General features: G+C 45.6%; 7 protein-coding genes. 1 reads left to right on the forward strand and 6 read right to left on the reverse strand.

Translation table 11 applies throughout. The features are described 5' to 3' along the window. Positions 1-170: 170 nt before the first annotated feature. The 6 genes from QMK20_RS13285 to QMK20_RS13310 form a co-directional block, all read right to left on the reverse strand. Entirely contained in the window at positions 171-1,052 is an 882-nt protein-coding gene (locus QMK20_RS13285; protein ID WP_283656091.1) for a glycosyltransferase family 17 protein, read from the reverse strand. Beyond that, positions 1,049-5,374, reverse strand: a complete 4,326-nt coding sequence (locus QMK20_RS13290; RefSeq protein ID WP_283656092.1) for an amino acid adenylation domain-containing protein — start codon at positions 5,372-5,374, stop codon at positions 1,049-1,051. The genes QMK20_RS13285 and QMK20_RS13290 overlap by 4 nt, the downstream gene beginning before the upstream one ends. Beyond that, positions 5,266-9,570 carry an amino acid adenylation domain-containing protein gene (locus tag QMK20_RS13295; RefSeq protein WP_283656093.1) on the reverse strand — a complete coding sequence of 1,435 codons (4,305 nt, stop codon included), beginning with the start codon at positions 9,568-9,570 and terminating at the stop codon, positions 5,266-5,268. Before QMK20_RS13295 ends, QMK20_RS13290 begins: the two co-directional genes overlap by 109 nt. After that, positions 9,571-11,754 carry a phosphopantetheine-binding protein gene (locus tag QMK20_RS13300; RefSeq protein ID WP_283656094.1) on the reverse strand — a complete coding sequence of 728 codons (2,184 nt, stop codon included), beginning with the start codon at positions 11,752-11,754 and terminating at the stop codon, positions 9,571-9,573. Next, the gene (locus tag QMK20_RS13305) at positions 11,735-13,003 is read right to left on the reverse strand and encodes a non-ribosomal peptide synthetase (protein WP_283656095.1); all 1,269 of its coding nucleotides are present in this window, start codon (positions 13,001-13,003) and stop codon (positions 11,735-11,737) included. The genes QMK20_RS13300 and QMK20_RS13305 overlap by 20 nt, the downstream gene beginning before the upstream one ends. Positions 13,004-13,264: 261 nt before the next feature. Further along, positions 13,265-14,128, reverse strand: coding sequence for a DUF1835 domain-containing protein (locus tag QMK20_RS13310; RefSeq protein ID WP_283656096.1), 864 nt, complete (start codon positions 14,126-14,128; stop codon positions 13,265-13,267). 137 nt (positions 14,129-14,265) lie between these two features. Here QMK20_RS13310 and glsA point away from each other — a divergent pair, with 137 nt between their 5' ends. Next, positions 14,266-15,204 carry a glutaminase A gene (gene glsA, locus QMK20_RS13315; RefSeq protein WP_283656097.1) on the forward strand — a complete coding sequence of 313 codons (939 nt, stop codon included), beginning with the start codon at positions 14,266-14,268 and terminating at the stop codon, positions 15,202-15,204. The last annotated feature ends 41 nt before the right edge of the window (positions 15,205-15,245 follow it).

Consider the following 15,245-nt stretch of genomic DNA (forward strand, 5'->3'; position numbering starts at 1 on the left):
TTATGTAACATTCTTTTATTTTAACTCAATGATAAAAACAAAATGTTAATATCAATACAGTAATATATAATTCCAGCTTCGTCAACAGCAATCCTATGTCTCAAAAAACCAAAAGAGAAACCCTTGTCTTGAATAGACTGGGTTTCTCGACAAGCTAAGTAAAGCCTTCTTTATTCATACCAAAGATCATTCGTTTCAACTTCTTGAAGACTGCTCAAAAACGATTTTGAGTTGTCAACATAAAGTTCAGTGTCGATATAGTACAGTTTTTTATCGTTTAAGCATTGATCAATATAATCTGCATTCAATATACTTTTATCCTCTACATTGGCGGCAAATGCCTGCAACTTGGGAAGCGCGGTTTTCTGATATTCAAGCCATGAATGATGGAATCCGGCTGGTTCGTCCAAGCAATAGATGTCATGATACAGGGCTTCGGCAATTCCCTTCTTCCTGAGATAGTCCGATGAGAAAGGCATACTTTTGAAGTAACGACCCGTCATCGCGAACACACGATAGCTCCAATGAGGAGCACCGTGATTAGATTGGCAAAAAAGGTTCAGAAAGAATACGGAATAGTGTATTTTAATTGTAATAATCTGGTGTTTCTTCACTTCCGAAACAATCCGATCCGCCATCCGACTATCAATGATCTCATCGAAGTCAGCCAGAATGATCACATCATCATCCTCGACCCTATCCCGCAAGATAGAGGTACTCCTGTTTCTTTGACAAGCCTCATTATGAAATGCGCTGTTGTAGCTGAGCAGACGCCAATACCAGCGGTCAAAGTGATCCGCACCACAGGTAGCCACATCAAAATACAATTGATGCTTCACGGGTTCACGAAACAGATCATCAGCATGAAATGGATGATGAATCACCTTCGGGCCAAGATAATTTGAATTGAAGTTGCGTGGCTTATCTAAATAACTGAAAGTCTTGTTAGCTTCGACCACATGCAGCTCGTCAATCCAGCGGTCATTTTCTCTTATTTTAATATCTGCAATCCGATTTTCATTAAAAAAAGGACAAAATTCGTATATTTTCATAACCGGAAGCTCCCCTCTACTATCGTAGTGTACGGATGAACATTGATGCTGCGACAAAGATGCCCGGAAATTAAACGTACAAGCTCGGCGATGGTCTGGTCTTCATAGTGCAGTGAACTGTAATAGCAGGTTAAACTTAATCTGTCGTGTTTTAAGCTTGCCGTCATATTTAACCAGTAGGCGGAGGGATTGTCGGCCGCATTGGTATTTCCGAAGGGAATAGCCAAAGGCTCATAAAAATCGTCGGCTAGCCCATTTATTTCCTCTGATTGGTAATGGAAAAGCATGTGTATTTCGTCTTTTAGTGGCTCCATATTGGGATAAGTATCCTGTATCATATATCGTAAAATAAAGTAATCCAGTCCTTCAGATGGAATATACTGCAACGTGTGTTTGACATGTTCAGGAAGTATTTCCCAATTCTTTGACGACTCCTCTTCGGGAATCTGGATTAGAATGGGATAAGCTCCGGCAAAAAAACCAATCGTACGATCAATCACAACCCCCGATAAAAAAGACTCGCGTTGATAAGACATCACATGCAGCAGCAAATCGGATTGCTTTTTCAATTGGTAGCAAGCCTGTGACAATGCTGTTAGTATCATGCTAAGCGGTGTAGTATGCTGCTTCACAGCCAATTCTTTTAAAAGACTAATATGTTCCTCTCCTTCAAGCAAATCTTGCGTTATTGTTGTCATGTGGCGGTGGAGAGGCTGGATCTCCGAATCCCTGTCGACCTGAAAAGACTCACCACCTTCTACAACCTTTCTCCAGTAGATTGATGCTTTAGAAGAAACGTCTTTCGCCGCATATTGTGTCAACGCCATGCACCAATCCCGATAACTGCTTTCCTCCTCACCATGTAACGCCAAATCACTCCCCATTCCCGGCAAGAGAAGATGCTTCAAATCCTCTAAAAAAATGTTTATGGATATGCCGTCAAAAATTAAATGATGGAACAGGAGCAATATCACCTGCCGTCTCTCTTCGCAATAGTGATCAAACAGCACGACCTTCCATAAAGGGCCCTCCTCGATATCAAATTCATGCTGAACCTTCGCGCAGTATTCCGAAATGTAGGTATCATGTGACCCTGGGATCGCTTGCAACTGCACGTAAGAAACAACCTGTTCCACACTCATTTTTTGCTCATACTGGTACCATTCATCATGATCCAGTTGAGCAAATGACAGCCGTAGGGCCGCATGTTTGTTCAATAGTACCTCCAGCGAAGCATTCAGCAATTCTCTGGGAATATATTTCTTGAGCAGAGCCAGGTAAGGCACATTAAACATGTTGCGATTCGCCAGATCTCTTTGAAAAAAACGTTTTTGTACGGCAGACAGCGGAAATCCATCATCCGGGTATACTTTTGTTGTAGACTGAATAGTTGGGATATCCATATTCGGACTAAGAACAGTGGCTGTATCCGTCACTCCCCTGCTCAATGAAAGGGCCAAGCGTTCGATGGTCTGCTCGCGAAATATCTGGTTGACTGTAACCGGATAACCATTTTTTTGCAGTAGACTCGCTATACGCAGCGCAGAAAGCGAATGTCCTCCCAACGCGTGAAAGTCTTCATCCTTGCGGATGTGATCAAGCTTCAGAACCCTGCCCCAAATCTCTTCTATTATTTGTTCCAATTCAGTTTTTGGTCCAGAATTTGATTCTTTATCGCCCCTATGGATTTCTGGCAAAGGAAGCTTTTTACGATCGATTTTCCCGTTGACCGTTAATGGGAACGTCTTCAGCCAAACGTAACGAGAGGGTAGCATATAAGATGGAAGACCGTCAGCCATAAAAGTATGAAGCTGTTCCTCCCGCTCTTCCTCTTCCGCTGTATAGTAAGCGATCAGCCGCATATCCCCGTAAATCTCGCGGGCAACGACCAGACAATCTTTTACGACAGGGTAGCCGCCAAGACGGAACTCGACTTCTCCGGGTTCGATTCGATAGCCGCGAAGCTTCACCTGATCGTCAACCCGTCCAATATATTCGATATTACCGTCCGGCAACCATCTCGCCCGATCTCCTGTGCGGTAGAGAACTGGATTTACTCCTCTTTCGCGATCTTTGGCAGAAGTATATGGATTTGGAGTAAACGCTTGCTGTGTCAGCTGGTTTTGCAGCCAATATCCCCTTGCAACCCCGTCTCCTCCCACATATAATTCCCCGACTGCTCCGACAGGCTGGACACAGCCCCGTTTGTCCAGAATATAACAAGTTGAATTACTAATGGGCCTGCCAATGGGTATATCCTGCTCAAAAGGCTCTTCGATCCGGTAGCTCGTCGAAAACGTGGTGTTCTCCGTTGGACCATATACATTGAGAATCGAAAGCTCTGGATAGGCAAGCCGGATACGGTTTATATGTTTAACCGATAAAGCTTCCCCACCTACAGCCAGCCATTTGAGCCCAGCAAACATCTTTTCATTTTCTTCAATCCATTGATTGCACAATGCGGAACTTAGCCATAGTGTATTAATTTTCCACTCCTTCATTCGATGCTCCAGCATATAGATATTTAGAAGATCATCTTTTGAAACTACATACAGATGGCCTCCATTCAGCAATGTTCCCCAAATTTCAAACGTAGAAGCGTCAAAAACAGGCGAACCCGTATAGAGCAACCTGATGTCAGAGGAAAACGGGAAGTAGCTGGTGTTTTTGACCAAGCGGACGACATTGCGATGTTCTACCATCACGCCTTTGGGTTTTCCCGTCGAGCCTGATGTATACATCAGGTAAGCAAGGTCGCTTGGAGCATTCATGTTCTCCTTCTCTTCTTGTGGTACAACTCCAGACTGGTCAATATGCTCCGTATAAATCAGTTTTAAACGGATTCCCTTACAGGCTTCCGAGATACTTTCTGCCCCTTTCTGTGAGGTGATGATGGTGTCCAGTCTGGCATCCTTGATCAATTCGCGCGTTCTTTCTGCCGGAAAATCGAGATCTATGGGAACATAGGCACATCCCGCTTTCATGATCGCCAGGATGGAGACAATGAATTCGAGAGAGCGCGGCAAGTAAACCCCGATAAACTTCCCATGACTGTCGGTATCATCCGTTAGCTTATTGGCCATGTACTGGGACATTTGGTTGAGGGCGTGGTAAGACATTACCTGGTTGTGCTCAATTACAGCGGGCTGTGAAGGCCGTAGCTTCGCTTGTTCATGGAACAAGTCAACAATGGAACTCTCCCTAGGGTACTCTGTATACGTATTGTTCCAATCGTAGACGACTCGATCATATTCGTTCTTATCTATTAAACAAACGTCTCCAACCGCGCGATCCGGATATTGCAGTGCATATTGCAATGTATTTAGCAGATGCTCAGCTAGGCGACAAACCGTTGCTTGCTTCAAGCGATCTGCATCGTAAATCAACTTGAGAGTGATCTGTTCCCCGTCATTGGCAATGGTGATAGTCATCGGGTAATTGGTTTTCTCTCGTTCCTTCATAGCTGACATCTCCAACCCATGTTCAGGCTGACGGTAGTCGTTCATATAATTCTCGAAGGCCACGATGCTGTGAAAAAATGTATGTCCTTGGATGGCACTCCAGCCCTTCAGTTCGTTCAGGCTCACATAGCAGTAATCGTTCAGCTTTTGAATCGTTTGGTGAAGCTCCTTAACATATTCGGTAATGGTCTGTTCCACATTCCAATGCATAACCAGAGGAAGCGTATTGATCAACAGGCCCGTGATGTGGTCCGCTTTTGACAGATCGGATCCTCTACCGGACACGATCATGCCGAATACGGTTACATCTGCATCATGATAGACTTGCAGCACTTTCCCCCAAGCGAACTGCACCAAGGTGTTTAGTGAAATTTGCGCTTGTTGTACAAATGCCGCCATGCGCTTGGTCATGCTTGAATCGATATGAATGGTCTCAATCTGTTGCTTCTCAATCGGTTGATGCACATCAGAAAGCATGCCTCTCTTCCCCATCGGCAGGAGGGTCGGCTCCGTTAGGTCGGACAAATAATCTTTCCAGAATGACTCAGCTTCTGTTCGATCTTTATTGTTCAGCCAACGAATGTAAGTCTCAAAAGAGCGGGACAGGCTATGCTGCGGCACCATGCCTTTTAAGCTGCAAGCATAGATTTCATGAACCCGATTCAGCAGCAGCGGCAGGCTCCAACCGTCCAGCAAAATATGGTGGTAACTCCAGATCATTGTCCATTCCTCTGGGGTAGTCTGAATCAGTGTTATACGGTACGCAGGCTGATGCAGATCGAAACGCCGATTACGATCCGACGTTGCCCATTGTTCGATATACTTCTGTTGCCGATCTGGAGACTCTGTTCTAAAATCCAAAAAGTCCAATCCAATTCTACTTTTCGAAGGACACATTGTATGGGCTTGTCCAATTCATCCCAAACGTAACATGTCCGCAAGCAATCATTTTCAGCAATGACGTGGCTCCATGCTTCCTGGTAACGATTTACCTCCAGCCTGCCGTGATATTTCCAGCTAACCTGTACGAAGTATTGATCGGAAGATGGATGATCTAAATAATGGAATAGCAGACCTTCCTGCAACGGACTTAAATGCATCATTTTATTGAGACCATATTGCTTAGAATAGGTCTTTACGATCTGATCCAGCGAATGCTGCTCCAGTGACACCGATTGAAAATCACTTGGTGTAAACTCTTCGTAATTAGCTTGGCTGCAATGCTCGATGATAGAAAGCAAACGTGATATGAAAGTATTTATCAACTGAGTAATGGTCGTTTCTTCATAGTGGCGTTTGCTATATTTCATGAACAAATGCAGTTGTCCATGAACGATGGAACAGTTAAGTTCCAACAGGCTTGTTCCATGATTAAGCGGTGAGCTATGGTCCTGTGCTGCGTCACGTGTAAAACTTAACCACTGGTCTAGCCCGCTCGTAGTTGTCTGATCGAATTGACCCAAATAATTGAATAGAGCCTGAGGCTCGGAAGTTGTTAGCTCGGAACGGACTTCTTCGTTCGGATGGCAGTATCTCAAAGCACCGTATGACATGCCGCGATGAGGAATAGAACGTAACTGCTCTTTAACGGATTTGATCGTAACTCCCAAGGAGTGAGTGTCCGTAACCCGGATGCATACCGGAAACATCGAGGTGAACCAACCGATGGTTCTTGTCAGATCCATATCGGATACAGAGTGTTCACGTCCATGCCCCTCCAGCCGAAACACAACCGTCTCCTGTCCGGACCAAACGGAGAGCGCCAGCGACCAGGCCGTAAGCAGCAGGTCGTTGATCTCGGTATGATATGCCTGGGAGCAATGGTACAAGAGTAGCTGCGTATCGTTGGTAGTAAGCATTGTAACCAATTCCGAAGACTCACTGCTCATTTTATAATCCGCGTAATGGTCTACCGGCAGCACAAATGCTGCATTTTGGAGCTGCACTTTTTTCCAGTAATCTATATGACTTAAAGTAACTTCATTTTTGGCATAATTCATCATTACGGACTGCCACTTTTTGTACGGATTTGAAACAGGAGACAACTCGGTACCTTGATACAATTGATCCAATTCCTGAACCAATATTCTCCAGGACACGCCATCAATAACCAAATGATGAATCGTTATAAATAAGCGGACTTGACCGTCAGGGTGACCCTGGATTACGCCTGCATAAACCATCTGGCCTGTCGCGTAATTCAGTTGTCTGTTCCATGCATCACATATGCTTGAAATTTCAGATTCGGGATCAGCGATTTGCTGAATGGTATGACTGGCAAGTTGAATGGTGGTATCCGTTCGGTAGCGCTGCGAATATCCATGCTTGCCAGCTACGAGCTGCATCGAGAGCTCTGGATGAAGTCTGATCAATTGTTGGATGGCCGTTTCCAGCTTTACGGGATCACAATCACGGAGTAGAAACAGCTGGGATTGATTGAAATAATGCGGTTCTTTGAACTGCTGCTCGAAAAACCAGTGCTGGATCGGCGTCAGACCAAATTCGCCTGTCAAATCAACCATACTATCTTCCTTCTTCTCACGTTCTGTCCAAGTAACCACAGCAGCTAATTCCTTGATAGTTGGATGCTCTGCAACTTGTCTTGGGGTCAGCATCATACCGTGATCTCTGGCCATAGAGACGACCTGAATGGCCAGGATTGAATCTCCCCCGGCCGCGTAAAAATGATCGTTTACACCGATATCGCCTCTTTTTAAAATTTGTCGCCAAATGCAAAGCAGTCGCTTTTCGAAACTGCCCTCTCCTGCTTCCACAGCATTGTCAGCAGAGACAAATAATGTGGTCGGATCGGGAAGAGCTTGACGATCAACTTTCCCGTTTGTATTTACGGGGATTGAATCCAACTGACAAAAATAAGCAGGAACCATATAAGCAGGTAAAATAGAGCCTGCATACTGGGCCAATTCAGCCTCAGTCAGCCTTTTTAAGGCAGTATAGTAAGCCACCAGTTTATGGAAGGACTCATCCTTCCAGGCTCGAACGACACATTGACGGATGTCAGGGTGCTGGCGAAGCTGATGCTCTATTTCACCCAGTTCGATACGGTAGCCTCTGATTTTAATCTGTTCATCACTACGGCCGATAAATACCAGTTCACCATCTGGCGTCCATTTCACGACGTCTCCGGTTCGATATAACCGCTCTCGCTGTCCGATGATCATCTCTTTGTGAACGAAACGCTCCTGGGTCAGCTCCTCACGATTCAGGTATCCTCTGGCAAGCCCTACGCCACCCACCCATAATTCACCGGGAACACCGACCGGCACAGAATTACCAAATGGATTGAATACAAACAATCGTTTGTTATAGGTGGGTTTGCCAATCGTGATTTCTGCCTCTGGTTTGCATACCGAGGTGGAACATAAAATCGTCACTTCGGTCGGTCCGTAAGCGTTCACAAACAGTCGTCCTCTTCCCCAATAATTCACAATATCAGGCGTACAGGGTTCTCCCGCGGATACGATTGTATGCAGTTCAGGCAGTTCTCTTGGTTTCATGGTTCGCAGCACAGACGGCGTCAGCATGGCAATGTGGATATTTTTCTCTTCGAGTACATCTGAAATATCCGCATAAGGAGGCAGCTCCTCATTCGACAGCACAACAAGTGTCCCGCCTACTGTTAACGTTCCGATCCATTCGTAGACCGAAGCGTCGAAACTGATGGAAGCGAATTGCATAACTCTGGAGCCAGGGGTAATACGAAACTTTTCAACAAGGTAAGGGATTAACGTAACCAGTCCGGCGTGCTCAATAAGCGTCCCCTTCGGATTTCCAGTGGAGCCGGATGTGTAGATGACATAGGCCAGGTCGTTCTGTTTAACCTGAATATTCAAATTCTCGTCGGGATGATCATACTGCTGCACCAGGCATTCATCTACACAAATAAGCGAATGCGCTTTCATATTCATTTGATTCATAGATGGATTTAGCTTATTTACCAGTTGGCTGTGCGTGATAATCATTTTGGCCTGAGCATCTTCTAAAATAAATCGAACCCGTTCTCCAGGATATTGGGGATCGACCGGAAGATAAGCGGCCCCTGCCTTCATAACTCCTAGCATTGCCGGGATTACATCTGCGCTTCTGTCCATAAAGATGGCAATCAGCGTGCCGGGTTGTAAAGCGCCATCCTCTCCTGTGGAAACCGACTCTAGAATCACGCGGCCGATTTGATTAGCCCGCTGATTTAACTGCGAATAGGTCAGCTTCTGCCCTTCAAACTCCAATGCGATTGCATCGGGAGTTCTGGCAGCCTGCTCCTCAATCAATTGAACCACGGTTTTATCCAAAGGATATGCTTGTTCCGTATCATTCCATTGTTGTATCTGCTCGTATTCTTTCGTTGTCAGTATGGGGTGAAGGAGTACCGCTTTCTCCGGAAGATGGAGTGCATTAGCCAGCAGTATCTGAAAGTGGCCTGCGAGATTAGCGATCTGCTTTTTACCAAAATGCCTGCTATCATAGTGTATTGCGCACTCTAATCTTTCCGAACCATGACGGTAGCAGAGCGCAATCTCAGGCTGATTTATACCGCATAGAGAAGCCAATGCTTTTGTGCTCGAACTTGAATGCGAGAGATCACCACAAGTCTCTACGATGCCCACATTGAAAAAATCTCCATCTATTTCTGGTGGGGAATCCACTTTCATGTACTGCGAAAGATCCTCACTCCACTCACTGCTGCTATCTCGCTTATCCCATTTTGCCTTTATTCTTTGCATCAAGGAGAGAAGATGATCTTCCTTCTGAATATGGATAAAAAGCGGATAGTCCTGACGACGTTGTGTCCCCTCTCTGTCTGATAACATGGAATATAAAACAGGTACTGTATATTGATTGGCGTAATGGGATAAAAGCACAGACCATATGGCTGCGATAAAAGAAGGCATACCCAACTGATGCTGCTGTACAAACTCCATGATCGTTTTGACCTGTCTTGTTTCCAAACGAATATGGTAAAGGACTTGATCTTTGTCTTCAGTCTGTCCGGCATCCCCTCTGCGATGGGAAAATAAAGGCAAGTAAGGTTGGATCACTTATTGAACCTCCCCTTTCTGAGATGCTATACTGGCAGCCTGATAAAAAGCAGCCCTGACTTCCTCAACCCCAATCTCGTAACTGCACCGCATTGAAAAAATAAGACCGTCTGTGTAGGAGGAAGCGATGCAGTTGAACAGCGAATAGATCGGCAGCGGATTCGGTTGCTTTATGACAGTATCATCGTAAAATTGGCTACACTTCAACCCTTCCTTTGCGCTATTGGCCAAATAGTTAAACATGAATACATCTAGCTGCTCATACTGCTTCCCAAACTGTACAAGTGTTCTGGCGCGTTCCCACCTGTTTTTGTAGGCAGGTCCTGTAAGCAGGTTCATAAAATTAATCGTGTGGCGTTTTAATAAATCTAGCCTGCTTCTGACAGACAGCAGCATTTCATCCGGGTTCTGCTTCATATCCATCAGCATAGGCACAAAATCAATAAACTCACCGACCGTGTTATAATACGTCGCCTCATCGTACCTTCTTCCATCATATAAAAATAACAATGGCAACTGGTCCATACCTAAATAGATTTGCAAGCCCCTTGTAAAGACAGAGAGCGCAAATTCCAAGGATGGGTTTTCAGCCGGGATGCTCACGCTAAACAGATAGGCTTCTGTGCTCGTTCTTAGCTTCGGAGTTTGTAACAGGTCCTGCTTGCTTTGCTGGAACGCTTCCAGATGAAAGTCGGATATCAATGCCTGTTCAGTGATTCCGCTGGGTCCGCTTTGGATTTGTTCTACATAATCCATATAGGGCTTCACTTTATCCGTAGGAAGGGAGTGGTTTTGAAGCAGATTTCTATAGGAAGCAAGCACCTGTCGTTCTGCCACTTCAGAGGTCACCCGATCGCATATCGCATGATGGTAAAGCGTTATAACAACATGCTCGCGCAGATTTCGTTTTAGCACAAACATCTGAAACAAAGTACGCTCTCCCGTGTATCGGGTATTTGTCATGTAATCGTTTATCATTTCCATAAAGGGGCCATATGGATTGCAGTCCGTTACGTCGAGGATGGTGAGTGTTGGCAAATCGGCGTCGGGAAGTACGTATTCCCTCCAATACGTCCATTCATCTCTTTGCACAGGAATGCTTCTCAGTAATCCTTGACTTTGTACAAATTGAGCATAAGCCTGATTCAAGAAATCATAATTCACATACTCGTCCAGCCTAAATAGGCCAATACTCGGCGGTGTATGAAATGAAATTTGCATTTGTTGAATTCCACTTAGCGGATATTCTTGTGCCACTTGCCCCGTTTTAACCCACTGATCTCTTTTTAAATAATCGTCTTCCAGTTGCTCGCGTAACCTCGCCGCCTGATCCGTGTCCATAGTTTTCAAGCCCAGACGCTGGACAAACTCCTCTTCATCGATGACCTGGTATTGATTATCCATTTTTACTTTTTGATGCAGTGGTACAATATAATGCGGCTGCAGTTCTTTAGCGACTTTCCCGTTCATGATCCGCATGACAGGATTAACGTCGTCCACAGAGTTGAAGTAAAGTACTCGAGTATCTCTCACTTCGTGAAGAAAATCCCGCACTTGATACTTCACCAGCTCATACACACCATCTGTTTCTTGGTGCAGCCAGGAAATCAACTCTTGCTTGGTTTCTATGGTGCCCTGCTGCTTCAAGGCTCTTTCACTATCTTGAGCCGATTGAAGATAAGCAGCGAGCGCACGGATCGTCTTATAGTGGTAAATATCTGTCAAAGTGGTATGATATCCAGCCACCTCCATCCGTGACATTAACGTAAGCGCATGAATAGAATGTCCGCCAAGGTCGAAGAAGCTGTCTACAACACTGAACTGCTGAATCCCTAATACATCCTGCCAGATTTCCATCAGCCTGGCTTCCAGCCCTGACTCAGGGGATACGTATGCTGCTGCCACGGTATGTCCATTGTCTTCAAAGGACAACAGTATCTTGCGATCCAGCTTTCCATTCCGTGTCAGTGGCATCTGCTCTAATTGCATAAAAAAAGAGGGAATCATGTAATTCGGCAGCTTTGCAGAAAGCGTGTTTTTAATTTCATCTGTCGTCAGCCTTTGGCTTGCCCTAAAGTACGCTCCCAGCTGCTTCTGTCCGTTCCCAGCTTCACGCACGATAACAACGGCTGCTTGTATATCCTTTATTTTCAATAGCTGTGCCTCAATTTCCCCCTGGCTCAATTCGGTAGCCCCGTATTTTCACTTGATCGTCAATCCGGCCGATATATTCAATGTTTCCGTCCGCTTGCTCTTTTACCCAATCTCCGGTTCGGTACAACCTGCCCCCCGGTACCCCTGGAAACGGAATAAACCTTTCCTCTGTCAGCTCTGGACGGTTCAAATAACCTTTCACTAATCCATCGCCGGCGATGTACAGTTCACCTGCAACTCCTTGTGGCAAAGGATGCTGGTCATGATCCATGATGTAAACCGATGTATTGCTGATGGGTTTACCGATCGGTACGGTATTTGCAGCTTCATCCAAATGATCAATCCGGTAAAACGTTGCAAATACCGTACTCTCTGTCGGTCCGTAGACATGAATTAAATGGCCAGAGCCCAGACGGGCAAATGCTTTGCGCACATGGCTGACCGACACCTTTTCACCACCGAATAGCAAGGTTTCAAGTGTGGCAAAGCAATCCGGATCAATATCCACCAATGCATTAAAAAGTGCTGTCGTGATGAAGCATTTTGTAATCTGTTGTGTGCGCAGTACACTCGATAGCTCACGTGCATTCATGATTTGGGCTTGTGGGGTCAAAACGAGGGTGGCTCCGTTGAGCAGTGCCCCGAAAATGCCAAATGTAGAACCATCGAACGAAAAACTGGCCAATTGCAAGATTCGATCTTTTGCCGCGAATCGGATGTAATTTGTCTCTTTGACAACACGTGTAATATTGTAGTGCATCGTCAGGTTTCCCTTCGGTTCGCCCGTAGAGCCTGACGTATACATAATGCAGGCTAGTGCATCTGAGCCATGAATGGAGGTGAGATTCCCTGTTTCTTCCCTGTTATTTCGCTTGTCCGACAAATCCAGTACAGGAACGTTGAGCTCCACTTGTTGCTCAATTGGTAACCGGGTTAGCAGGAGCTTTGCGCCAGAATCTTTCAGCATATAGCGTATACGTTCCTTGGGGTATTCCGGGTCAATCGGCACATAGGCTCCCCCGGCTTTTAAAATTCCGAAAATACCGACGATCATTTCCAATGAGCATTCGGCCATAATCCCGACGGGGTCGCCTTTATTTACGCCTTTGTTCCGCAGAACCCGGGCAAGCTGATTAGCCTGTTTGTTTAGATCAGCATACGTCAAGTGCTTGTCTCCCAATACAACGGCCACTTGCTCCGGTGTGCGCTCAGCCTCCCCCTCAAACAACTGATGAATCGTTGTATCCCGCGGGTAATCCGCTAACGTACTGTTTAACATGCTCTGCCTCATCTCCTTCTCCCATTAACGTTCATACGATTTAAGGTTTGCTCTACAAGCATCTTTTTCGAAGCTACCTGATAGGGAATGCAGCGAAAAATTAGAAGATTTTGTATAAGCTTATACCAAAAAAAGAGTATGTATGGAACGTAGAAGTCGTTTATGGATAAACTATAATCACAACTTTACATTAAAATGGGAATTTAGCTGGAGATGAATAAATGACATCAGGTTACAGAATAGTATACTTTTCCCTTCATTTTACGCCTTTAGTTTCACAGCATAGCGATATTGCATTCCCGACATTTCCGGCATTTCCAGAAATTCAAGTCTGTCATGAGCAATTAAATATTGAATCCGATACTCTAAAAAGGTGTCGCTTCTCAGCTGTGGCCATTGTGTTAAAGCCTCACCTATTATTTTTCCCGCGTGTACATATTGCCGATTATCCTCTACCCTCAGTTGACCGATCAAATCCAGTAAAGCCTGATCAAAGTAATCTTCTGGCACATGATCGATATGGTCATTTTCCCATAATCTCAGCACACTTTCCTGTTCACTAAGCTCCAGCCAATCTTGTTCATGTCGCTGTCGATCTTCCATGCTTAAAGCATGAATTTTATCTTTATTTTGCGTTATGAACCGTGCAATTTCTTTCGAATACACCACGTTCATGGATAGAGGAAACTTACTTTCCATGAATAGAGGATCACTCGGTTCCCGTTCCATGGAATCTGTTACATTTACGACCCCGATAGGAGCAGTTCTGTTCCGCAAAAGGTATAATGCAAAACGTAATCCGATCTGCTCGTGAGCATTAGAGCCGCACCAGATCGTGATCGACTTATCATCAGAAATTGCAGTAAGAGTAGCCGTCATCTGTTCAATGCGGTGCTCCCAATTTGCGTAATGGAAAAATTCATAATCCACGATCCGTTCAGCCAACCAGTTGTGACGGTTCTCTTGTCCTTCTGGTGTTTCCAGCTTCCACAACGGCCCTATGGAAAATAGGTCATTAAAAGACAGTACTTCACTCTCATAACGCAATCCTGCTCCCGAAAGGCCTACCTTCATCGAGCCAGCAGCGGACTGAGAGAACAGCAGGTGTACATTGTTAGATGACAAGTCAACTGCCTCCTTTCACTGTGTTCAATAATATCTTGTCTTTCGACCAGAAATATCTTTAGAATAGGCGTATAGCTATCACATCTTGCTCCACAATAACAATACCACAGGATGGTTACTCGACTGGAGGAAAAGAAATGACATCGGAGTGGCAGAGAATACAGACCAAACTGCCGGAATGGGTGGAACAAAGCCGTCATCAGTATATCCATGGCAAGGTGGCAGCGTATATTCCCGAATTGTCCAAAGCCCCTGCCGACGCGCTGGGTGTTGTTGTGATGAACGGAACCGGCGAGACCGTGGTAGCCGGAGATACCGAAATAAGCTTTACGATGCAAAGCATCTCGAAGGTATTCACGCTTATTTTGGCCTTGATGGATAATGGTGAGGATGTTGTCTTCTCCAAGGTCGGTATGGAGCCTACCGGAGACCGTTTTAATTCCATGCTGAAGCTGGAGCTGGTCGAGCCGGGCATCCCGTTTAACCCGCTTATTAATGCCGGAGCCATCGCCGTGTCCTCTTTGATTCGCGGAAACAGTCCTGAAGAGAAGTTTGCCCGTGTCCTGCAATTTTTCCGTCTGCTTACCCGTAATGACAAGCTGGAATATGACCAGGATGTCTACGATTCGGAATCTGCTACAGGCCATTTGAACCGTTCCCTTGCCTATTTCTTGATGGAAAAGGGAATTCTGCGCGGACATGTTGAGGATGTGCTGGAGGTTTACTTCAGGCATTGCGCTGTAAAATTGAACTGTACGGATTTGGCGCGTATGGGGCTCGTATTAGCCTATAATGGACGTGATCCGGTCACGGGTGTACCACTGATTCCCCGCCGCTATGTACAGATCGCCAAAACCTTTATGACCACATGCGGCATGTATGACGCATCCGGAGAATTTGCCATTCAGGTCGGGCTGCCCGCCAAGAGTGGCGTGTCTGGCAGCATTATGACGATGGTGCCCGGACGATATGGCATTGGACTGGTCGGGCCTTCTCTGAACCGTATGGGCAACAGTACAGCGGGTGTACACTTGCTGGAGACCATGTCGCGGGATTTGGATTGGAGCTTGTTTTAGTTAACGAATAAAAGGGTACTCCCAGCCTATGTGGCTTACGG

Source organism: Paenibacillus sp. RC334 (assembly GCF_030034735.1).
GTDB lineage: Bacteria > Bacillota > Bacilli > Paenibacillales > Paenibacillaceae > Paenibacillus > Paenibacillus terrae_A.

Bases quoted from the DNA above. Each gene is read 5' to 3' on its own strand.
- QMK20_RS13305 (WP_283656095.1), bottom strand. From the start codon at position 13,003: ATGTTAAACAGTACGTTAGCGGATTACCCGCGGGATACAACGATTCAT.
- glsA (WP_283656097.1), top strand. From the start codon at position 14,266: ATGACATCGGAGTGGCAGAGAATACAGACCAAACTGCCGGAATGGGTG.
- QMK20_RS13285 (WP_283656091.1), bottom strand. From the start codon at position 1,052: ATGAAAATATACGAATTTTGTCCTTTTTTTAATGAAAATCGGATTGCA.